The sequence below is a fragment of the Microbacterium sp. AC035 genome, from assembly GCF_979258485.1.
In genome coordinates this window covers 3210981-3229763 of sequence record NZ_OZ409858.1, presented here as the reverse complement: position 1 = coordinate 3229763, position 18783 = coordinate 3210981, and the positions used below count along the sequence as shown (strand labels likewise).

Genomic DNA, 18783 nt, shown 5'->3' with positions numbered 1-18783 from the left:
GCTCGGGGCCATGACGATCGACCTCGAAGCGCTCTACACAGACCTGCACCAGCACCCTGAGCTCTCGTTCCAGGAGACGCGCACCGCCGGCATCGCCGCCGGTCACCTGCGGGATCTCGGCCTCGAGGTGCACGAGGGCATCGGCGTCACCGGCGTCGTCGGCATCCTGCGCAACGGCGACGGACCGGTCGTCTGGGCACGTGCCGACATGGACGCGCTGCCCGTCGGTGAAGAGACCGGCCTCGCCTATGCCAGCACCGCGACCGGCATCGACCCCGCAGGCAACACCGTGCCCGTCATGCACGCCTGCGGCCACGACATGCACGTCACCGCGATGATCGGGGCCGTCGAGAAGCTCGTCGCCGAGAAGGCGGACTGGTCGGGGACCGTCGTCGTGCTGATCCAGCCTGCTGAGGAATACGGCGCGGGATCCCGCGCCATGCTCGACGACGGACTGCGCGATCTCGTGCCGCACCCCGATGTCGTGCTCGGTCAGCACGTCACTCCCCTGCCCGCCGGCACGATCGGCGTACGCCCCGGCACGCAGATGGCGGCATCCGACGGCCTGACCGTCACCCTTCACGGCCGCGGCGGGCACGGTTCGCGGCCGCACTCGACCATCGACCCCGTCGTGATGGCTGCGGCGACCGTCATGCGCCTGCAGACCATCACCTCGCGCGAGGTCGACCCCCGAGACGTCGCCGTCGTGACGGTCGGGTCGATCCACGCGGGGCTCAAGAACAACATCATCCCCGCCGAGGCGAAGCTCGAGCTCAGCCTGCGCTACCCGAACGACGAGATGCGCGACAAGGTGCTCGCGAGCGTCGAGCGCATCGTGCGTGCCGAGGCCGCGGCATCGGGCGCGGAGCGCGAACCCGAGATCCGCACCGACCACACGCTGCCCCCGACGATCAACGACGCGGATGCCACGGCACGCGTGACGTCGGCGCTGCAGCGCGCGCTGGGCGAGGCCTCGGTCATCGACCCCGGCATGTTCACCGGCAGTGAAGACGTGTCGTGGTTCGCCCGCGACACGGGGGCTCCTCTGGTGTTCTGGTTCTGGGGCGGGATCGATGCCGCGAAGTTCGCTGCCTCAGCGGCGGCCGGGACCCTCGACAAGGACATCCCGACCAACCACTCGCCGTTCTTCGCACCGGAGATCCACCCGACGATCGAGGTCGGCGTCACCGCGCTGTCGGCCGCCGCGCGCGAGTTCCTCGGCTGAGGCGCGTCCGCGCGAAGCGGTCGGTCAGCGTCGGTACGGCGGGAGCGTATCCGCGAGCCGCGCAGCCAAAGCCTGGTCGGGATCATCGTCTCGAAGCGTCACCGCTGACGCGACATGCCTCCGGGCACGCTCGATGAGCAGTTCGGCGTGCTCGACATTCGCCGCGACCTGCTCGAGGTGCTTCTTCTCCAGAAGAGCGTCGATGGCGAGTCGACCCGTCTCCCACCTGAGTAATCGATTCACGGAGCCTCCGACTCACTCTCGACCCGCAGCCTCACGAGCGGTCGATCCTTGACCGTGCGGAGGAAGGGCTCGTCTGCGTTCTGCCAACGCTCGGCGCTGACCACCCGCATGTTGACCTCTCGACCGAGCTGCGCCTCTGCTGCCGATGCTGCTTCTTGGATCTCGACCCGATCGGGACTGCCCACGACCAGAACGTCGATGTCTTGGGGGTCGGCACCGGCCTCTCCACTCATGCGCGCAGCCCAAGAACCATAGACGTAAGCATCCTCGACCCCACCGACATCGGCGAGGACCTCCGGAAGCACCACGCGGGGGCCATAGGCATACTCGATGATCTCTCGAACGGGGCGATAGAGCGGATGCTCGCGGTTCGCTCGGATGTAGCGATTCCGACCCGACCTGCGCTGGGTCAGGAACTCCGCCGTAACGAGCCGTTCGATCTCGCGATGCACAGTGGGCATCGATCCCCCGACGTCGGCCGCGATCTCCGTCACGGTGCGCTCTCGATCGGGCGCGAGCAGAAGGAGCGCGAGAAGGTGTCCTTGAAGATCAGATCGCAGCAGAGGCGAGATCACCGGCACAGTTGCTTTCACATTTTGTATCAAAACAGACATTTTGTGAAAACTTAAGTGCGGGTTCACCGCATCCGAACTCTGCCTCAGCCGCCGATGGCGTTCATGCCGCGGGCGGGCTGCAGGAACGACGGGTCGTTGATCGCGTGCCCCGGCAGCTTGCCGTGCACGCACGAGCGCAGCATGGCGCCGATCGCCGCTGCCCGCTGGGCGGGATCGGACGCCGCGGGTCCGCGGAGCGAGTCGATCAGGTCGTACTCGGCGTTCGAGAAGAGGCAGTTGCGCAGCTGCCCGTCGGCGGTCAGTCGCAGTCGGTCGCACGCGCCGCAGAAGGGGGCGGTGACCGAGGCGATGACGCCGACCTCGTGCGGTCCGCCGTCGATGCGCCACTTCTCGGCCGGCGCTCCGCCGCGACCGGGAACCGGCTCGAGGCTCCACCGCGCGCTGAGCTTCTCGAGGATCTCCTCGCGCGTGACCATCGACGCGCGGTCCCAGGTGTGCCCGGCGTCGAGCGGCATCTGCTCGATGAAGCGCAGCTGCGCACCGACCTCCATCGCGAACGCGACCAGGTCGGGCAGCTCGTCGTCGTTCACACCGCGCATGGCGACCGTGTTGAGCTTGAGCGGGCGGAGCTCGGACGCCGCCGCTGCCGCAATGCCCTCGAACACGTCGTCGATGCGATCACGACGCGTGAGGTCGGCGAAGCGCTGACGATCGACCGTGTCGATGCTGATGTTCAGACGCGTGAGGCCGGCGTCGATCAGGTCGGGCAGGTGCTTCGCGAGAGTGATGCCGTTCGTCGTCATCGCGACCTCGACCGGCCCGTCATCCCCCTCGATCGCCGAGACACGGCGCACCACGTCGATGATGTCGGCGCGCAGCAGCGGCTCGCCGCCCGTGAGGCGGAACGTGCGGATGCCGAGCGAGGCGGCGACCTGGGCGACCTCGACGATCTCGTCGGTCGACAGGATGCTGGTGCGCGCGAGCCATTCGTTGCCCTGCTCGGGCATGCAGTAGGTGCAGCGCAGCGAGCAGCGGTCGGTCAGCGAGATGCGCAGGTCACGGTGCACGCGACCATGCGTGTCGACGAGTCCCTGCGAGGCGGGCGCGGCGGCATCGAGGACCACGGCGCTCGGCGCCCGCATCCCGATCACGACCGGCACAGCCGTCATCGCTCGATCCCTCTCCCCGACATGTTCCGAGACTACCCGCGTGCCCGGCGCACAGGCCCGTGCAGGCAGGACGACCGGCATATTGCCAGGTCTCCCCAGCGCACGCCGCTCGCCTAGGCCACCTGGCCGGAGATTCCGCGACGGGCTGAGTGGGCGACAGCATCCGTCCAGCCATCCGGGATTTCTTCAGCCGTCGGGCGAGCTCAGAGCACCGAGACGAACCGCACCAGTGCCGGGTCGACCCGCAGCCGAATCCGATCGCCGACCGCGACCCCTCCGGCAGCATCCAGCGACAGGTCGACCGCCCCAGCATCGGTGTGCACGCGCACGCCCCCCAGCGTGGGCTCGATCCGCGTCACCACAGCGGGCCACGACACTGCGTCCGCCTCGGCGACCCGCACATCGCCCGGCCGGAACACTGCGGCGAGCGCAGCGCCATCCGTCGCTGCGAGAGCACGCGACGCCGGATCGTCACTGGTCAGCAGCACCTCGCCGCTGCGCCACCCTCCCCCACTCGCGACCCCGACGAGGCGGTTCAGCCCGGCGATAGACGCGACGAAACCGGATGCGGGTGCGGCGAGCACCTCTCGCACCGGCCCCTCCTGCGTCACGCGACCGGCCTCGACGACGATCAGACGGTCGGCGAGCGCGACCGCGTCCGCCGCATCATGTGTGACCGCGACGGTGGTGGTCGAGACGAGCTGGTCGCGCAGCATCCGCCTGATGTCACCGGCCGTCTCGGGGTCGAGGGCGACGAGGGGCTCGTCGAGCAGCACGACGCGAGGGGATGCGGCGAGCGCACGCGCGACCGCGACGCGCTGCTGCTCACCGCCGGACAGCTCGTGCGGCATCCGCTCTCCGGCGCCGGGAAGCCCGACCCGCGCAAGCCAGTCGTCGGCGCCAGCTCGCGCTGCTCGCGCCTCGACCCCCGCCGCACGCGGCCCGAATGCCACGTTCTCGCGCGCCGACAGATGGGGGAACAGCCGGGGCTTCTGCCCCAGCAGCACGACCCCGCGGCGCATCGGCTCGGTCTGCACCCTGGGCTTCGCGACCCGGTCGACGACCCGACCCTCCACGACGATCTCGCCCCCACCCAGCGGCTCGAGTCCGGCGAGCGCTTGCAGCAGGGTCGACTTGCCCGCACCGCTCGGCCCCATCACGGCGACCGTCTCACCCGGTTCCACCTGCAGTGAGACGTCGACCGTGAAGTGCTCCCGCGGCACGACCACATGAGCGTGCATGCCACCGACGGCGCTCATCGGGCAGCCCCCGGACGCCAACCGCGCACGAGCAGCAGCACGAGGATCGCGGTGGCGAGCAGCAACAGCGCGAGAGCGACCGCGGCCCCCTGGGTCACCCCGGCGCCGTTGAAGGCGGTGTAGATCGCGAGCGGCATGGTCTGCGTGACGCCGGGGCGGTTGCCCGCGAAGAGCGCCGTGGCACCGAACTCCCCGATCGCCCGCGCGAAGCACAGCACCACGCCGGCTACGATTCCGGGAGCCGCCAGCGGCAGGGTGATGCGGCGCAGGATCGTCCAGCGGCCGGCGCCGAGCGCGGCGGCGGTGCGCTCGTACTCGACCCCCGAGGTGCGCACGGCACCCTCGACGGCCAGCACCAGGAACGGCAGCGCCACGAACGTCTGCGCGAGGATGACCGCCGGCGTGCTGAACGAGAGTCCGAGCCCTCCGAACCACCCCGCCCGGCCGAACAGGTAGAGCAGGGCGACACCGCCGACCATGGGCGGCAGCACGAGCGGCACCGTGACCGCCGCACGCAGCACCGCGGCGAGGCGCGGCCCCGAACGAGCGATGGTCAACGCCAGCGGAACGCCGATCACGATGCACAGCAGTGTGGCGATGAGACCGGTGCCCAGCGACAGCAGCAGCGCCGAGCGCGCGGCCTCCGACGTCACGTCGGCGATGAAGGTCGACCACTCCACGCGGGCGACGAGAGCCGCGAGCGGGAGGATGAGGAACGCGAGACCCATCAGGGCAGGGATGGCCAGTGCACGCGGCGCGTATCCGCCCGCTCCGGCCGCGCTCACGGCGCTCCGAACCCGAAGTCGGCCAGGATGCGCTGCCCCTCATCCGAGAGCACGAAGGCGACGAACGCGTCGGCGGCCGCGGAGTTCGGGGCCTCGGACAGCGCCGCGATCGGATAGTGGTTGACGACCTCGTCGGCACCGTCGGGCACGATCACCTCGACGTCGTCGCGACCGACGACGTCGGTCGCATACACGAGTCCGGCGTCGGCCTCGCCGGCTGCGACCTTGGTGAGCACAGCGGTCACGTTCTGCTCGAGGCTGGCCGCCTCCACCGTGACGCCCGCGTTCGAGATCAGGGTGGCGGATGCAGCACCGCACGGCACCTCGGGGGCGCACAGCACGGTGGTGACGTCGGCCAGGTCGGCGAGGGTCTCGACGCCGCCGGGGTTGCCGGTCGGCACCGCGATCACCAGAGTGTTCGACGCGAACAGCGTCGGGTCGACCGCGGCATCCTCGAGCTTGTCCATGTTCGCCTCGTCGGCAGAGGCGAACACGTCGGCCGGGGCGCCTTCGAGGAGCTGCGTGACCAGCGTCGAGGACCCGTCGTACACCCCGCTGAAGTCGACGTCCGGGTTCGCGTCGGTGAACGCCGCGCCGATCTCTTCGAAGGCGCCGGAGAGCGAGGCGGCCGCATACACCGTGAGCTCACCGCTCACGGTGCCCTCAGCGGGGTCCGTCGCGGTCGGCGTCGGCGACTCGGCACCGGCGGCGCACCCCGTGAGGGCGAGCGCTGCGGCAGTCAGGACGACCGACACGGCGCGGCGGAGAGTGCGGCTCATGGGTCAGCCCTTCGGCACTTCGACGACGACGTTGGTGGCCTTCACGGAAGAGGTGGCGAGCGAGCCCACCTCGAGGTTCAGCTCGCGGGCGGCCTCGGCCGACATGAGCGAGACGACGCGATGGGGCCCGGACTGCAGGTCGACCTGCGCCATGACTCCGTCGATCTGCACACGCGTCACGATGCCGACGAAGCGGTTGCGGGCACTCGAGAGCGCATGATTCGACTCCTGCGCCTCCTCGGCAAGCTCGACGGCGCGTGCGGCGAGAGCGTCTCCGGGGATCTCGGCCGGGACGGCATCCGTCGTCGGCAGCAGGCCCTGATCGATCCAACGCCGCACGGTGTCGTCGCTCACCCCGAGCAGCTGGGCGGCGCGGGAGATCCGAAAGGTCTGCATAGGTGAACGTTACCGCAGGAGCGGATGTTGAGGCAGTAAAATTCCGCATCAGCGGATATCTCTCGCCCGCAGAGTACCCCTCCGCTCCGAACACAGGGCGAATCGCGCTGCTCCCGCCGCAATCGCGCACCCCGGGCATAGCCTGGTGCCATGCAGCCGCTCGTCGCACCCGCGCCCTCCCTCGACCCGGCCGAACTCGTCCGCACCGCACGGCACGCTGTGCTCGCGGGCATCGGCGAAGAGGGGCAGCGCCGCCTCGCGGCCGCCCACGTCACGGTCGTCGGGGCGGGTGGCATCGGCTCCCCCGTGCTGCTCGCACTGGCCGCGGCCGGAGTCGGCAGCATCGCGGTGATCGATGACGACATCGTCGAACTGACGAATCTGCAGCGCCAGCTCGCCCATCGCGTCGAAGACATCGGCAGACCGAAGACCGCCTCGGCCGAGCGCGCGATCCTGGCTCTGTCGCCCGGGGCGGACGTCGTGACGGCGGCCGAGCGACTCGACTCCGAGAACGCCGAGCGCCTGTTCGCGGGGGCCGACATCGTGGTCGACACGAGCGACTCCTTCGCGACCCGGCGCGACGTCGCCGCCGCGACCGAGGCCCTCGGCATCCCTCTCGTCTGGGGCGCCGTGCAGGAGTGGCACGCGCAGGCGACCGTGTTCTGGTCGAACCCGCCAGAGCACGATCCGGTCGTGCTGACCGATCTCTTCCCGCTCGGCACCGAGGGCGAGCCGCCGAGCTGCGCGCAGGTCGGCGTGCTCGGGGCCCTGTGCGTGCAGGTGGGCGGGATGCTGGCGGGCGAGGTCGTGAAGCTCATCACCGGCGCGGGCGAACCGCTGCTCGGGCGCCTCGCCATCATCGACGCACTCACGGCGAGACAGCACGAGATCGCCATCCGGTCGGCGGTGTCGGCATGAGCGCCGCGAACGGCAGCCGCCGCACGGTCGAGGAGCAGTTCGCGCGGGTGCTGGATGCCGTGCGCACACTGCCCGCCGAGACACGGCCGATCCGCGACGCCGCCCAGCGCACGCTCGCGGCGGCTGCGAAGGCGGCCCACGACATCCCGCTCTTCGACAACTCCGCGATGGACGGCTTCGCGGTGCGGGCGGCCGACGTCGCCGCGGCATCCGAAGAGAACCCCGTCGTGCTCCGCGTCGTCGCCGATCTGCCGGCCGGGGTGTCGGATGACCCCTCGCTTGCGGCGGGAGAGGCCGCGCGCATCATGACCGGCTCCCCTGCGCCGACGGCGGCGGATGCGATCGTGCCGTTCGAAGACACTGCGGGCGGGCTCGCCGACTCGCTGGGCGACGTGCGGGTGCTGCGCGCACCGGCCACCCTCGGAGCCTTCATCCGCCGCCGAGGAGCGGACCTGCAGGCCGGGGATGCCGTGGTGCTCGCGGGCGAACGACTCGGGGCCTTCCAGCTGTCAGCCGCCGTGGCGGCTGGGGTCGAGAGCGTGTCGGTGACCCGAGCGCCGCGTGTGGCCGTGATCTCGACCGGCAGCGAGCTGCTCGCTCCCGGGGAGCCCGCCACCCGCGGCCGCATCCCCGACTCGAACGGCCCTCTGCTCGAGCTCCTCGTGGCCGATGCCGACGCCGAGGTCGTGCTCGTCGCGCGCGTCGCCGATGACGCAGATGCCGTGCGAACCGTCACGGCGACGGCGGTCGACCGCGGTGCCGACGTGATCGTGTTCACCGGCGGGGTGAGCGCCGGCGCCTACGAGCCGGTGCGCGGCGCGTTCGACGGGCGCGGCCAGGTCGAGTTCGCGAGCGTCGCGATGCAGCCGGGCAAGCCGCAGGCGTTCGGCGTGCTCGACACCGGCACACTCGTCTTCGGACTGCCGGGCAACCCTGTGAGCGTCGCGGTGTCATTCGAGGTCTTCGTGCGGCCCGCGCTGCTCGCACTGCAGGGTCGCACCGAGATGCACCGCCCTCGGGCGTCCTTCACCGCGGATGCGGCCTGGACGCCCCCTCCCGGCCGACGTCAGTACCTCCCCGCCGTCGTCGACCTCGCGAACCGGACGGTGCGCCCGGCGACCTCCGGCGGCTCGGGCTCGCACCTCGCCGGCGGTCTCGCCAGAGCGCACGCGTTCGCGATCGTGCCCGCAGAGGTCGAGGCCGTCGCCGTGGGCGATGCGATCGATGTCATGCTGGTCGAATGAGCTTCACGCATCTCGACTCGGCCGGCCACGCGCACATGGTCGACGTGACCGCCAAGCAGCCGACCGTCCGCACCGCCACCGCCCGTGGCTTCGTGCGCTGCAGCCGAGACGTGATCTCGGCACTGCGCGACGGCACCGCCCCCAAGGGCGACGTGCTGGCGGTCGCCCGCATCGCCGGCATCCAGGCCGCGAAGTCGACCCCGACCCTGCTGCCGCTCGCGCACGTGATCGGCGTGCATCGGGCCAACGTCGAGCTCGACATCGTCGACGACGGCGTGCACGTCGAGGCGACCGTCGGCACCGCCGACCGCACGGGCGTCGAGATGGAGGCGCTCACGGCCGTCTCCGTCAGCGCGCTCGCGATCGTCGACATGATCAAGGGCCTCGACCGGTCGGTGGTCATCGAAGACGTGCGCATCGTCGCGAAGTCGGGCGGACGCTCGGGCGACTGGGTGCGCGAAGGAGAGACGCTGTGACCACCCGCGTCCGCTATTTCGCTGCGGCCGCCGAGGCCGCGGGCACCGACGCCGAGGACCGCGGCGAGCACTCGCTCGAGCAGCTGCGCGCCGCCGTCGTCGCCGACCACCCGGCGCTCGCCGACATCCTTCCGCGGTGCGCGGTCATGGTCGACGGTATGCGCAGCGATGACGACCGTCCGCTCGACGACGCCCAGCTGATCGACGTGCTCCCCCCGTTCGCCGGGGGATAGGCCGCAGGCGAAGCGACGCCCGCGGGACGTTCGCTTCGTGCGGCGATCTGCGCTTCAGAAGGACGCTGATACCGAAAACGGCCGTCAGAAGCGCGAATGGCCGCGTGAAGCAGCCGCACCTCAGTTCAGCCGCCGATGCCCTTCCACGACGTGGAGCCGTCGGACTCGACCTGACGCTTCCACACGGGCAGTGCCTTCTTGATGTCCTCGATGACCGCACGGCACACCTCGAAGGCCTCCGCACGGTGCTCTGCGGCGACCGCGATCACCACGGCCGCATCGCCGACGTCGAGGCGCCCGATGCGGTGACTCACGGCCACCACCACTCTGGCGTCGCCGACGGCATCCGCTGCCGCCTCTTCGGCGATCCGTCGCAGCGTCGACTCGGCGTCGGGGTGCGAGCTGTATTCCAGTCCGACCACCGGAGTCGTCGCGTCGGGGTCGTTGTCGCGCACGCGGCCGATGAAGGTCGTGACCCCGCCCAGAGCAGGGTCGTCGACCGCGGCGAGATGCGCGTCGACGTCGAGCTTCTCGTCGGAGATCGCGGCGATCCGCACCTCATTCATGAGTGGTCACCGCCCTCGACCTGGTCGACCACGTGTCTCGCGACGGTCAGCACGACGGGAACACCGGATGCCACTGCCCGGGGCGACCCAGGAAGATTCACCACGAGCGATCCGCCCGGGTCGACGATGCCTGCCACACCACGAGAGAGCACCGACAGCGGAGTGTCGGCGAGGCCGCTGCGGCGGAGCTCTTCGGCGATGCCCGGCACCTCCCGAGTGATCACCCGACGGGTGCCTTCGGGGGTCTGATCGCGTGGACTCACGCCGGTGCCTCCCGTCGTCACGATCAGCCGCACCCCGCGGGCGACCGCCCGGCGCAGCGCGTCGGCGACGGAGGTGGCACCATCTGCGATGACCTCGGCATCCGGGCAGTGCCACCCGGCATCCCGCAGCAGACCGACGGCGATCGGCCCGCCCCGGTCTTCTCGTTCACCCGCGAAAGAGCGGTCCGAGACGGTGATCACGCAGGCGGGGAGCGACGTCATGGCTCCCACCCTAGGGCGAGATCCGACAGGCCGCACCGACATCAGGCGACGCGGATCAACGACCGCTGCCAGCCCGCCGACCCGTTCGGCGCGATCGGCGCGCGCTCCTCGATCTGCAGGTCGCCGTTCTTGTTGACCGCCCGCACGGCGACATAGTGCGTGCCGGGAGTGGCATCCCATTCCATGAACCACTGCACCCAGGTGTCCTCGTTGATCGGCGCAGAAAGCGTCGCGGGCACCCAGTCACCTTCATCGATCCGCACTTCGACGCGCTCGATGCCGACCGTCTGCGCCCACGCGACGCCCGCGATCGGGATGCGGCCTGCCTTGACGGCCTCGCCGACCTTGGGTGTGTCGACGCGTGAGGCGAACTTGATCGGCGCCTCGGCGCTGTATCCGCGCGGGGTCCAGTAGGCCTCGTCCTTGTCGAACGTCGTGACCTTCAGTTCGGTGAGCCACTTCGTCGCCGACACGTAGCCGTAGAGGCCAGGAACGACCATGCGCACCGGGAACCCGTGTTCGAGCGGCAGCGGCTCACCGTTCATCCCCACCGCCAGGATCGCATCGAGGTTGTCGTCGGTCAGGGCCGACAGCGGCGTGCTGGCGGTGTATCCGTCGACGCTCTTCGACAGCACCATGTCAGCGCCCGACTTCACGCCGGCCTTCTTGAGCACATCTCGCAGCGGAACACCGAGCCATTTGGCGTTGCCGACGAGGTCGCCGCCGACCTCGTTCGAGACACAGGTCAGGGTGATCGCGTATTCGTCGAGCCCCATGTCGAGGAGGTCCTGGAAGCTCATCTCGACCCGCTGGTCGACCATGCCGTCGATCACGAGGCGCCAGGTGCTGGGGTCGATCGTGGGCACGGTCAGCGCCGTGTCGACGCGGTAGAAGTCCTTGTTGGGGGTGAACAGCGTGCTGAGTCCCGGGATGTCGAGTTCCGCACCCTTCGGCACGGTCACGGTCGACTTCGGCGACGGCAGCTTGAGCGCGTCGCGGATCGTGGCCACAGAGGCGACGGTCATGCTCACTGCCCGCGACGCGATGCCCACGATCACAGCGGATGCTCCCGCGATGCCGGCGAGGAGGAAGAACTGACGGCGACCGATCGGCTTCGCCACTGTCGCGGCATCCGCGTCCGAGTTCTCGAGGAGGCCCGTACCGACGCTCTCTCCCTTGCGATCGACCATCGCGACAGGAACAGCGGATGCCTTCCACGTCTTCAGGCGGCGCACGAGGAGGACGATGAGGATCGACCCCGCGATGGTTCCGAGCACGGGAGGAAGGAAGGCGAGGGGCGTGACACCCGCCCTGGTCACGATCGCCGCGGTGGAGAGCGCGCCCGCGACCACCAGGGCGATCACGCCGAGCGGGGGACGGAGCAGCTGAAGGATTCCGGCGATCGCCGACGCGATCACCACCGCGAGACCGAGTCCGGCCAACAGCGCGATCTTGTCGTACTCGCCGAAGGTCGCGATCGCGAACTCCTTGAACGGCTGCGGCACGATGTCGATCACGAACCCGCCGACCGCGAGGATCGGACTCGCGGAGCGCGCGAAGATCAGGGCGAACAGCTCAGCGGTGGCGAGGAAGACGGCTCCGCTGATCACACCCGAGAGTGCTGCCCAGAAGATGAATCGTCTGCCCTTGCTGCGCTGTGCCATGGTCTGCTCCTTCGCACCGCCGACGGGTGTGGTCAGCGGTTGTTCGGAGCGGGCACCCGAACGGATGGTCGCAGGTCTGCGTGTCCCCAGAGGCGGCGCGCTCTCAGAGGCGGCGCGCGGTGATGGTGTCGCGGTCCTGAGAGTCACGCAGTGTGCGCAGGCATCTCGAGCAGAGGATCTCGACGCGACGAGGGTGGTTCTCCCCGCAGACGCAGTCGACGGAGACCCGCCACTTGGCTTTGCGGCCGCACGCGGCGTACGCCTCATCGTCACCGTGGTCGCATTCGCAGAGCTGTCGACCACGGTCGAGACCGGGCACCTCCACGAGGGTTCGCTCGAGGTCGGCGACCGGGGGCTGCTGCGTCTTCACCACCTGTCGATGTTCCCAGGGCCGCACCACCCCGCGCAACACGGCCGGGCGGGTGGCGGGTCACACCTGCACGACGTGCGGCGGGGGCGGCGGCGCCAGCTGGCGTTGCGGCACCCCATGCGCCTCGCGGTGCAGGCGCTCCATGCGGCTGTCGAGTTCGGCGGCGGCCTCGGCGGCATCCGTCAGACTCTCGACGAGATGCGAGGGAACCTGGTTCGAGAACTTGTAATAGATCTTGTGCTCGAGGCTGGCCCAGAAGTCCATCGCGATCGTGCGGAACTGCACCTCGACCGGCACCGACAGGGCTCCGGTCGACAGGAACACGGGCACTTCGATGATCGCGTGCAGGCTCTTGTAGCCATTGTCCTTCGGGGTGGCGATGTAGTCCTTGACCGTGACGACGGTCACGTCGTCCTGCGCGGTGAGCAGATCGAACAGGCGGTACACGTCGGCGACGAAGCTGCAGGTCACGCGCACGCCGGCGATGTCGGTGATCTCCGCGCGGATGCGCCCGAAGTCGGGCTCGGCGATGCCCTTGCGGGCGATCTTCTCGACGATGCTGTCGGGAGTCTTCAGCCGGCTCTTGACGTGCTCGATCGGGTTGTAGGCGTGGTGGTGGGTGAACTCGTCACGAAGGATCGAGATCTTCGTCTCGACCTCCCGCATCCCGAACTCGTATTCGCGCAGGAAGCGCTGGAACTCGTCGCGGAGCTCCCGAGTCTGCTGGATGGCGTCATCGGTGACCTGAAGGGACGTCATGCATCCGACGTTACGCGTTCGTGATCGGAACAGGCTGTGCATCCGCGATGAGAAAATCGGCCCCGATCGCCTTGACGATGTCGGAGGCCAGGTCTACAACGGAGGACATGACCAGCGCAGGCGAGAAGTGGACGGAAGCGTACGTAGAGGCGTGGCGATCGAATGACCCGCAGCAGATCGCCGCGCTCTTCAGCGAAGACGCGAAGTATCTGACGAGCCCCGATTCCGAGCCCCGCGTCGGCCGCGCCGACATCGTCTCCGGCTGGCTCGAAGATCTCGACGATCCGGGAACCTGGACCTTCGAGTGGTGGATCGTCCGCGAGGACGCCGACCTCGTGGTGATCGAGGGCCGCACCAAGTACCCGGCCGAGCGGGACTACCTCAACCTCTGGATCGTCCGTCTGGATGCCGAGGGCCGGGCCACCGAGTTCACGGAGTGGTACATGCCTCGCCCCCATGAGGACTGAGCGCGCGAGGGTACGGGCGCCAGGACGTGAGGATTCCGTTAGGGACGCGTGAGCACCCGTAGGGATTCCGTGAGGAACCCGTGAGGGAAGCGTCAGCGGGCGTAATGTCGCCCGACGTGTCAGATGAAACCCGGGACAACCTCGACGCTCCGCCTCGCGTGAAGCGCATCCTCATCGGCGACCCTCTCACGAGCGCTCAGGTCGACGATCAGCTGCTCCCGAAGAAGATGGCGCTGCCGATCTTCGCCTCGGATGCACTGAGCTCGGTGGCCTATGCGCCGCAGGAGCTGGTGATGATCCTGCTCATCGGCGGACTGACCTTCCTGTCGTTCACGCCGCTCGTCGCCGTCGCGGTCGTCGTGCTGCTGATCGTCGTGGTGCTCAGCTACCGCCAGCTCATCAAGGCCTATCCCTCGGGCGGTGGCGACTACGAGGTCGCGTCGAAGAATCTGGGCGAGATCCCCGGCGTCATCGTCGCGGCAGCACTGCTGGTCGACTACGTGCTGACGGTCGCGGTGTCGGTGGCATCCGGTGTCGACAACATCATCTCGGCCGTGCCGGGGCTCGACCCGCTGCGGGTGGAGCTCGCGGTCGGATTCGTGATCCTCATCATCCTCGTGAACCTGCGCGGAGTGCGCGAAGCCTCGCTCGTCTTCGCCATCCCCACCTATGTGTTCATCGCCTCGGTCGGCTTCATGATCGTGACGGGACTCTTCCGGACGTTCCTCGGCGATGCCCCGGTCGCCTCGAGCGCCGAGTTCGCCGTGCACTCCGAAGACCTCGGCCAGGCCGCGGTGATCCTCCTCATCCTGCGCGCGTTCTCGAGCGGATGCTCGGCGCTCACCGGCGTCGAAGCGGTGTCGAACGGCGTGCCCGCTTTCCGCACCCCGAAGGTCCGCAACGCGCAGACCACGCTCGTGCTGATGGGCTCGATCGCGGCGTGCCTGTTCGCCGGACTCACCGCGCTCGCGCTGATCACCGGTGTGCACTATGCCGAGAACCCGTGCGACCTGATCGGCTTCGACTGCTCGAACCCGCAGCCGAGCCTGATGGCGCAGATCGCCTCGGCGACGTTCGGCGGCGGCAGCATCCTGTTCTTCATCATCCAGGCCGCGACCGCCTGCGTGCTGCTGCTCGCGGCCAACACCGCGTTCAACGGATTCCCGCTGCTCGGCTCGGTGCTCGCCCGCGACGGCTATGCGCCCAAGGCGCTGAACACCCGCGGCGATCGCCTGGTGTTCTCGAACGGCATGATCGTGCTCGGAATCGCGGCGATGGTCGTGCTCGTGGTGTTCCAGGCGAAGCTCACCACGCTCATCCAGCTCTACATCATCGGCGTCTTCGTCTCGTTCTCGCTCGGGCAGATCGGCATGGTGCGGCACTGGAGGCGCGTGCTGCGCGGCCCGGCCGAGAAGACCCCGGGATCAGGGGTCGACGGCGCCTCGGCATCCGATCGTCGCTCGGCCAAGATCGGACTGGTCATCAACTCGGTGGGCGCTGCGATGACCGTCGCCGTGCTGCTCATCGTGACGATCACGAAGTTCACGCACGGCGCCTACCTGGTGTTCTTCGCGATCCCGGTGCTGGCGTTCCTGATGATGGGCGTGAAGCGGTACTACCGCGATGTCGAGCATGAGATCGCGATCGACGACACCACCAAGTTCGGCGCGACGGGCGACCTCGCGATCGTGCTCGTCAACCGCCTGCAGAAGCCCGTGATCAAAGCGATCGACTATGCGATCGCCGCCAAACACGGCAAGACTCTCGCGGTGCACGTCGCTGTCGCATCCGACGATGCCGCTCAGCTGCAGAAGGAATGGGCCGATCACCTCGTGCCGATCCCGCTGGTGATCGTCGAGTCGCCCTTCCGGTCGTTCGCGCAGCCGGTGACGCAGTTCATCAAGCAGTACCGAGAGAAGCACGGCTCGTCCGTGGTCACGGTCTACCTGCCGCAGTACATCGTGGGGCACTGGTGGGAGACGTTCCTGCACAACCGGCGCTCGCGTCGACTGGCCAACCAGCTGATGCTCGTGCACGGGGTGTCGATCACACTCGTGCCATGGCTGCTCGACTCCTCCGAGCTGATCTACGGTCGGCGCTCGCGCCCGCTGCCAGGGCAGGAGCGTGCGGGCCGTCCGGTCGTCGTGAACGGTCGCCGCGCGCACCGACCCGAGGGTCCGCCCGAGAGCTGACTTCGTTCAGGATGCGGCGAGGACACCGCCGAGGATCTCAGCCGCCTCGGTGAAGCGCGACGGGTCGGCGTTGGCGTAATTGAGGCGCACATAGGCGCCGGAGGGCTCAGCGGGAAACCACTCGGACCCGGGAGAGATGATGAGCCCGTGGGCCTCGCATCCACGGACCACGGCGACGACATCGGCGCCCTCCGGAAGCCGCGCCCACAGGTTGAGGCCGCCACCCGGAACCGTCTCGACGATCGCCGTCGGAGCGTGCTCGGCGAGGCTCGAGAGCAGCAGATCTCGTCGCGCCCGCAGCTGTTCCCGGAAGCCGCGCAGATGACTCCGCCACGCGGGCTGGGTCACGACGTCGAGCGCTGCCGCCTGCAGCAGCCCGCTCACGTACATCGACTCGGCGGCGCGGTCGGCGAGGATGCGTTCGCGCGCCGGGCCCCGGACGATCAGCGCTGCGATCCGCAGCGACGGTGAGACGCTCTTGGTCAGCGAGCGGAGATAGACGACATGGCCGTCATCGTCCATCGCCGCGATCGGACGCGGATCGCCGTCGATGGCCAGATCGTGCGCCCAGTCGTCTTCGATGAGGAAGGCACCGTGTCGCCGCACGCTCTCGAGAACGGCGAGGCCCGTCGACGTCGGCCACCTGGCGCCCGTCGGGTTGGCGAATGTGGGTTGCGCGTAGAACGCGCGAGCCCCGGTCTCGGCGAAAGCCCGCTCGACGGCATCCGGATCGGGGCCGTGCGGACCAGACGGCACCGGCACCAGCACGACTCCTGCCTGCTCAGCCGCGAGCAGTGCGCCCCAGTAGGTGGGCGACTCGATCAGCAACGGCTGGCCGGCGCCGACCACGGCTCGGAAGATCGAGCTCAGCCCGCTCTGACTGCCGGCGATCACGAGCGCATCCCTGGCGGATGCCGGTGTGACGTCTGCCGGTGCGGATGCCGCGAGCTCGGCGGCGAACCAGGCCTGCAGTTCCGGCAATCCGGCGGCGGGGGATCGCGTGAGCGCCGCCGAGGTGCGCGCCGCACGGGTGATCGCCTGACGGACCAACCGCTCGGGAAGCAGGTCGACCGCCGGATACCCCGAGTGCATGCCGATCGCATCGGGAGCGACGGTGCGCTGCGTCGAGGTGAGACCGGCGAGTCGGGCGGGAGGCGCCCCGAGGGCTGACGTCTGCCAGCCGTAGTCGGCCGCGCGCGGAGGCCGCTGCGCCCGTACGAAAGTCCCGGCGCCCGGTCGGGACTCCACCAGTCCCAGCCGCGCCAGTCGCCCCATCGCCTTCTGCACAGTCACGGGACTCGCGCCGTGCTCGGCGACGAGTGCCCGATTCGACGGCACGCGGGCGCCCGGTGGGGCGGCGGCGATCCACCGACGCAGTTCTTCCACGATCCGGTCACTGCTATCCTGGCCCATGAAAGAACAGAGTAGCGTTATCGTCCCGCCACGTGCGCCGCTATCCTCGCGCACGGGACTCTGGTGGGGTCTCCTGGGCGTCGCTGCCTTCTCATTCACCCTCCCTTTCACCCGCATCGCGGTCGGCGGCCTCTCGCCGCTGTTCATCGGATCAGGCCGCGCGGTCGTCGCTGCAGCACTCGCCGCCATCGCCCTGGCGGCCACCCGTCAGCAATCGCCGACCAGGGTGCAATGGTGGCGACTCGCGATCGTGGCCGGTGGCGTCGTCGTCGGGTTCCCCCTGCTGACATCGTTCGCGATGACCGCGGCGCCCGCGAGCCATGGCGCCGTGGTGATCGGCCTGCTGCCCGCAGCGACCGCCGTGATGGTGGTGCTGCGCACTCGCGAGCGCCCCGGACGAGCGTTCTGGTGGTTCGCCGCCCTCGGCGCCACCGGAGCGGTGGTCTTCGCGTCGCTGCAGAACGGCGGCTTCGGAGAACTCCACTGGGCCGATCTGCTGCTTTTCGGGGCGGTGCTCGCAGCGGCGATCGGCTATGCAGAGGGCGGCCTGCTCGCTCGGGAACTCGGGGCCTGGCAGACCGTGTCGTGGGCGCTCGTGCTCTCCGCTCCGCTGATGCTCGCGCTGACTCTGGCATCGGCGCTCACCGATCCGCCGACGGCATCGCCCGTGCAGTGGCTCGCCTTCGCCTACCTCGCCGTGGTGAGCATGTTCCTCGGATTCTTCGCCTGGTATCGCGGGCTCGCGATCGGGCCCATGGCCCAGGTGAGCCAGATCCAGCTCGTCCAACCCGTGATGAGCATCGCGTGGGCCGCGCTGCTTCTTCATGAGCAGATCGGATGGCCCACCGCGCTCGGCGGCCTGGCCGTCATCGTGTGCGCCGCACTCGCGGTGCGTACCCGTCTCACCGAGTCCCGATCCACCACCCACCCCCTGAACGAGGAGTTCTGATGCGTCACACACCCCGCTATCTGATGACCGATCCGCTCGAGGTGAAGCGCCTGATCCGCGGCAATCCGTGGGCCACGTTCGTGTCTCCCGCGAGCACAGGGCTGATCGCTTCCCATTACCCCGCTCTGCTGATCGAAGACGAACACGAGATCGTGATCGCGAGCCACTTCGGTCGGCCGGACGAGCTGCTGCATGAACTGGGCGCGCACGAGGTGCTCGTGATCATCCAGGGCCCGCACGACTACGTGTCGCCCAGCCTCTATGCGCCGGGCGACCTCGTGCCGACGTGGAACCACGTCACGGCCCACCTGTACGGCACTCCCGAGATCCTCAGCGAGGAGGAGAACTACGCCATGCTCTCGCAGCTGACCGACCACTTCGAGAAAGGCACACCGCACGGGCGCAGCCTGTCGGAGGACGAGGCCGGCACGCGGCGAGCGGCGAAGGGCACGGTGGGCCTGAGAATGCGTGTCGACCGGTTCGATGCGCGCGCCAAGCTGAGCCAGAACAAGTCGCCCGAGGTGCGAGACAACGTCACCGGGCGGTTCGACGAGACGAACGCGGCACTTGCGGCCGAGATGCGTCGAGTGTCCGGCCCTGCCCCTCAATAGGCTGG

22 protein-coding genes are annotated in these 18783 nt (G+C 69.3%); 9 read left to right on the top strand and 13 right to left on the bottom strand.

The features are described 5' to 3' along the window. Nucleotides 1-10 precede the first annotated feature (10 nt). On the top strand, nucleotides 11-1225 hold the full coding sequence (locus ACZ0AA_RS15655) for an amidohydrolase (protein ID WP_463513508.1): 1215 nt from the start codon (nucleotides 11-13) through the stop codon (nucleotides 1223-1225). A gap of 24 nt (nucleotides 1226-1249) precedes the next feature. On the opposite strand, the gene ACZ0AA_RS15650 is transcribed toward ACZ0AA_RS15655, so the two are convergent. From ACZ0AA_RS15650 to ACZ0AA_RS15620, 7 genes are all read right to left on the bottom strand, one after another. After that, complete coding sequence (locus ACZ0AA_RS15650) at nucleotides 1250-1468, bottom strand: hypothetical protein (RefSeq protein ID WP_400862632.1); 219 nt, start codon at nucleotides 1466-1468, stop codon at nucleotides 1250-1252. Beyond that, a complete protein-coding gene (locus tag ACZ0AA_RS15645) occupies nucleotides 1465-2043 on the bottom strand; it encodes an ArsR family transcriptional regulator (protein ID WP_400862634.1) in 579 nt (192 codons plus the stop codon). Before ACZ0AA_RS15645 ends, ACZ0AA_RS15650 begins: the two co-directional genes overlap by 4 nt. A gap of 83 nt (nucleotides 2044-2126) precedes the next feature. Next, nucleotides 2127-3212: a GTP 3',8-cyclase MoaA gene (gene moaA, locus ACZ0AA_RS15640; RefSeq protein ID WP_463513507.1), complete on the bottom strand. Its 1086-nt coding sequence runs from the start codon at nucleotides 3210-3212 to the stop codon at nucleotides 2127-2129. Between the two features lie 203 nt (nucleotides 3213-3415). Further along, nucleotides 3416-4471, bottom strand: coding sequence for a sulfate/molybdate ABC transporter ATP-binding protein (locus ACZ0AA_RS15635; protein WP_463513506.1), 1056 nt, complete (start codon nucleotides 4469-4471; stop codon nucleotides 3416-3418). Further along, nucleotides 4468-5199 (bottom strand): molybdate ABC transporter permease subunit, encoded by a 732-nt coding sequence (gene modB, locus ACZ0AA_RS15630; protein ID WP_463513852.1) that lies wholly within the window; start codon nucleotides 5197-5199, stop codon nucleotides 4468-4470. Before modB ends, ACZ0AA_RS15635 begins: the two co-directional genes overlap by 4 nt. Before the next feature lie 53 nt (nucleotides 5200-5252). Continuing rightward, complete coding sequence (gene modA / locus ACZ0AA_RS15625) at nucleotides 5253-6035, bottom strand: molybdate ABC transporter substrate-binding protein (RefSeq protein WP_463513505.1); 783 nt, start codon at nucleotides 6033-6035, stop codon at nucleotides 5253-5255. A gap of 3 nt (nucleotides 6036-6038) precedes the next feature. Further along, nucleotides 6039-6431 carry a TOBE domain-containing protein gene (locus ACZ0AA_RS15620; protein WP_463513504.1) on the bottom strand — a complete coding sequence of 131 codons (393 nt, stop codon included), beginning with the start codon at nucleotides 6429-6431 and terminating at the stop codon, nucleotides 6039-6041. A gap of 150 nt (nucleotides 6432-6581) precedes the next feature. On the opposite strand from ACZ0AA_RS15620, the gene ACZ0AA_RS15615 reads away from it, so the two are divergent. From ACZ0AA_RS15615 to ACZ0AA_RS15600, 4 genes are read left to right on the top strand one after another with little or no spacing between them, the layout of a single operon-like run. Then, a complete protein-coding gene (locus tag ACZ0AA_RS15615) occupies nucleotides 6582-7349 on the top strand; it encodes a HesA/MoeB/ThiF family protein (RefSeq protein WP_463513503.1) in 768 nt (255 codons plus the stop codon). Next, nucleotides 7346-8593: a molybdopterin molybdotransferase MoeA gene (locus ACZ0AA_RS15610; RefSeq protein ID WP_463513502.1), complete on the top strand. Its 1248-nt coding sequence runs from the start codon at nucleotides 7346-7348 to the stop codon at nucleotides 8591-8593. Before ACZ0AA_RS15615 ends, ACZ0AA_RS15610 begins: the two co-directional genes overlap by 4 nt. Then, nucleotides 8590-9069 carry a cyclic pyranopterin monophosphate synthase MoaC gene (moaC, locus tag ACZ0AA_RS15605; protein ID WP_463513501.1) on the top strand — a complete coding sequence of 160 codons (480 nt, stop codon included), beginning with the start codon at nucleotides 8590-8592 and terminating at the stop codon, nucleotides 9067-9069. Before ACZ0AA_RS15610 ends, moaC begins: the two co-directional genes overlap by 4 nt. Then, a complete protein-coding gene (locus ACZ0AA_RS15600) occupies nucleotides 9066-9302 on the top strand; it encodes a MoaD/ThiS family protein (RefSeq protein ID WP_463513500.1) in 237 nt (78 codons plus the stop codon). The genes moaC and ACZ0AA_RS15600 overlap by 4 nt, the downstream gene beginning before the upstream one ends. A 125-nt stretch (nucleotides 9303-9427) precedes the next feature. Here the strand turns inward: ACZ0AA_RS15600 and ACZ0AA_RS15595 are convergent, their stop codons facing one another. The 5 genes from ACZ0AA_RS15595 to ACZ0AA_RS15575 all read right to left on the bottom strand — a co-directional run bounded on the left by ACZ0AA_RS15595 (nucleotide 9428) and on the right by ACZ0AA_RS15575 (nucleotide 13146). Beyond that, nucleotides 9428-9868 carry a molybdenum cofactor biosynthesis protein MoaE gene (locus ACZ0AA_RS15595; RefSeq protein ID WP_463513499.1) on the bottom strand — a complete coding sequence of 147 codons (441 nt, stop codon included), beginning with the start codon at nucleotides 9866-9868 and terminating at the stop codon, nucleotides 9428-9430. After that, entirely contained in the window at nucleotides 9865-10353 is a 489-nt protein-coding gene (locus ACZ0AA_RS15590) for a MogA/MoaB family molybdenum cofactor biosynthesis protein (RefSeq protein WP_400862648.1), read from the bottom strand. Before ACZ0AA_RS15590 ends, ACZ0AA_RS15595 begins: the two co-directional genes overlap by 4 nt. A gap of 41 nt (nucleotides 10354-10394) precedes the next feature. Continuing rightward, nucleotides 10395-12017 (bottom strand): molybdopterin-dependent oxidoreductase, encoded by a 1623-nt coding sequence (locus tag ACZ0AA_RS15585; RefSeq protein ID WP_463513498.1) that lies wholly within the window; start codon nucleotides 12015-12017, stop codon nucleotides 10395-10397. A 103-nt stretch (nucleotides 12018-12120) separates the two neighbouring features. Then, nucleotides 12121-12390 (bottom strand): hypothetical protein, encoded by a 270-nt coding sequence (locus ACZ0AA_RS15580; RefSeq protein WP_400862651.1) that lies wholly within the window; start codon nucleotides 12388-12390, stop codon nucleotides 12121-12123. Between the two features lie 57 nt (nucleotides 12391-12447). Next, nucleotides 12448-13146, bottom strand: coding sequence for a GTP pyrophosphokinase (locus ACZ0AA_RS15575; RefSeq protein WP_463513497.1), 699 nt, complete (start codon nucleotides 13144-13146; stop codon nucleotides 12448-12450). A gap of 107 nt (nucleotides 13147-13253) precedes the next feature. Between ACZ0AA_RS15575 and ACZ0AA_RS15570 the strand changes: the two genes are divergently transcribed. Continuing rightward, nucleotides 13254-13613: a nuclear transport factor 2 family protein gene (locus ACZ0AA_RS15570; protein WP_400862654.1), complete on the top strand. Its 360-nt coding sequence runs from the start codon at nucleotides 13254-13256 to the stop codon at nucleotides 13611-13613. A 104-nt stretch (nucleotides 13614-13717) separates the two neighbouring features. After that, nucleotides 13718-15805 (top strand): APC family permease, encoded by a 2088-nt coding sequence (locus ACZ0AA_RS15565; RefSeq protein WP_463513496.1) that lies wholly within the window; start codon nucleotides 13718-13720, stop codon nucleotides 15803-15805. 6 nt (nucleotides 15806-15811) lie between these two features. On the opposite strand, the gene ACZ0AA_RS15560 is transcribed toward ACZ0AA_RS15565, so the two are convergent. After that, nucleotides 15812-17218, bottom strand: a complete 1407-nt coding sequence (locus tag ACZ0AA_RS15560) for an aminotransferase-like domain-containing protein (RefSeq protein ID WP_463513495.1) — start codon at nucleotides 17216-17218, stop codon at nucleotides 15812-15814. Between ACZ0AA_RS15560 and ACZ0AA_RS15555 the strand changes: the two genes are divergently transcribed. Further along, nucleotides 17217-18167 carry a DMT family transporter gene (locus ACZ0AA_RS15555; RefSeq protein WP_463513494.1) on the top strand — a complete coding sequence of 317 codons (951 nt, stop codon included), beginning with the start codon at nucleotides 17217-17219 and terminating at the stop codon, nucleotides 18165-18167. The two genes, ACZ0AA_RS15560 and ACZ0AA_RS15555, sit on opposite strands and share 2 nt — an antisense overlap. Continuing rightward, on the top strand, nucleotides 18167-18778 hold the full coding sequence (locus ACZ0AA_RS15550; protein ID WP_463513493.1) for an FMN-binding negative transcriptional regulator: 612 nt from the start codon (nucleotides 18167-18169) through the stop codon (nucleotides 18776-18778). Before ACZ0AA_RS15555 ends, ACZ0AA_RS15550 begins: the two co-directional genes overlap by 1 nt. Nucleotides 18779-18783 lie beyond the last annotated feature (5 nt).

Bases quoted from the DNA above. Each gene is read 5' to 3' on its own strand.
- ACZ0AA_RS15655 (WP_463513508.1), top strand. From the start codon at position 11: ATGACGATCGACCTCGAAGCGCTCTACACAGACCTGCACCAGCACCCT.
- moaA (WP_463513507.1), bottom strand. From the start codon at position 3,212: ATGACGGCTGTGCCGGTCGTGATCGGGATGCGGGCGCCGAGCGCCGTG.
- ACZ0AA_RS15635 (WP_463513506.1), bottom strand. From the start codon at position 4,471: ATGAGCGCCGTCGGTGGCATGCACGCTCATGTGGTCGTGCCGCGGGAG.
- modB (WP_463513852.1), bottom strand. From the start codon at position 5,199: ATGGGTCTCGCGTTCCTCATCCTCCCGCTCGCGGCTCTCGTCGCCCGC.
- modA (WP_463513505.1), bottom strand. From the start codon at position 6,035: ATGAGCCGCACTCTCCGCCGCGCCGTGTCGGTCGTCCTGACTGCCGCA.
- ACZ0AA_RS15620 (WP_463513504.1), bottom strand. From the start codon at position 6,431: ATGCAGACCTTTCGGATCTCCCGCGCCGCCCAGCTGCTCGGGGTGAGC.
- ACZ0AA_RS15615 (WP_463513503.1), top strand. From the start codon at position 6,582: ATGCAGCCGCTCGTCGCACCCGCGCCCTCCCTCGACCCGGCCGAACTC.
- ACZ0AA_RS15610 (WP_463513502.1), top strand. From the start codon at position 7,346: ATGAGCGCCGCGAACGGCAGCCGCCGCACGGTCGAGGAGCAGTTCGCG.
- moaC (WP_463513501.1), top strand. From the start codon at position 8,590: ATGAGCTTCACGCATCTCGACTCGGCCGGCCACGCGCACATGGTCGAC.
- ACZ0AA_RS15595 (WP_463513499.1), bottom strand. From the start codon at position 9,868: ATGAATGAGGTGCGGATCGCCGCGATCTCCGACGAGAAGCTCGACGTC.
- ACZ0AA_RS15590 (WP_400862648.1), bottom strand. From the start codon at position 10,353: ATGACGTCGCTCCCCGCCTGCGTGATCACCGTCTCGGACCGCTCTTTC.
- ACZ0AA_RS15585 (WP_463513498.1), bottom strand. From the start codon at position 12,017: ATGGCACAGCGCAGCAAGGGCAGACGATTCATCTTCTGGGCAGCACTC.
- ACZ0AA_RS15575 (WP_463513497.1), bottom strand. From the start codon at position 13,146: ATGACGTCCCTTCAGGTCACCGATGACGCCATCCAGCAGACTCGGGAG.
- ACZ0AA_RS15570 (WP_400862654.1), top strand. From the start codon at position 13,254: ATGACCAGCGCAGGCGAGAAGTGGACGGAAGCGTACGTAGAGGCGTGG.
- ACZ0AA_RS15565 (WP_463513496.1), top strand. From the start codon at position 13,718: ATGTCGCCCGACGTGTCAGATGAAACCCGGGACAACCTCGACGCTCCG.
- ACZ0AA_RS15555 (WP_463513494.1), top strand. From the start codon at position 17,217: ATGAAAGAACAGAGTAGCGTTATCGTCCCGCCACGTGCGCCGCTATCC.
- ACZ0AA_RS15560 (WP_463513495.1), bottom strand. From the start codon at position 17,218: ATGGGCCAGGATAGCAGTGACCGGATCGTGGAAGAACTGCGTCGGTGG.
- ACZ0AA_RS15550 (WP_463513493.1), top strand. From the start codon at position 18,167: ATGCGTCACACACCCCGCTATCTGATGACCGATCCGCTCGAGGTGAAG.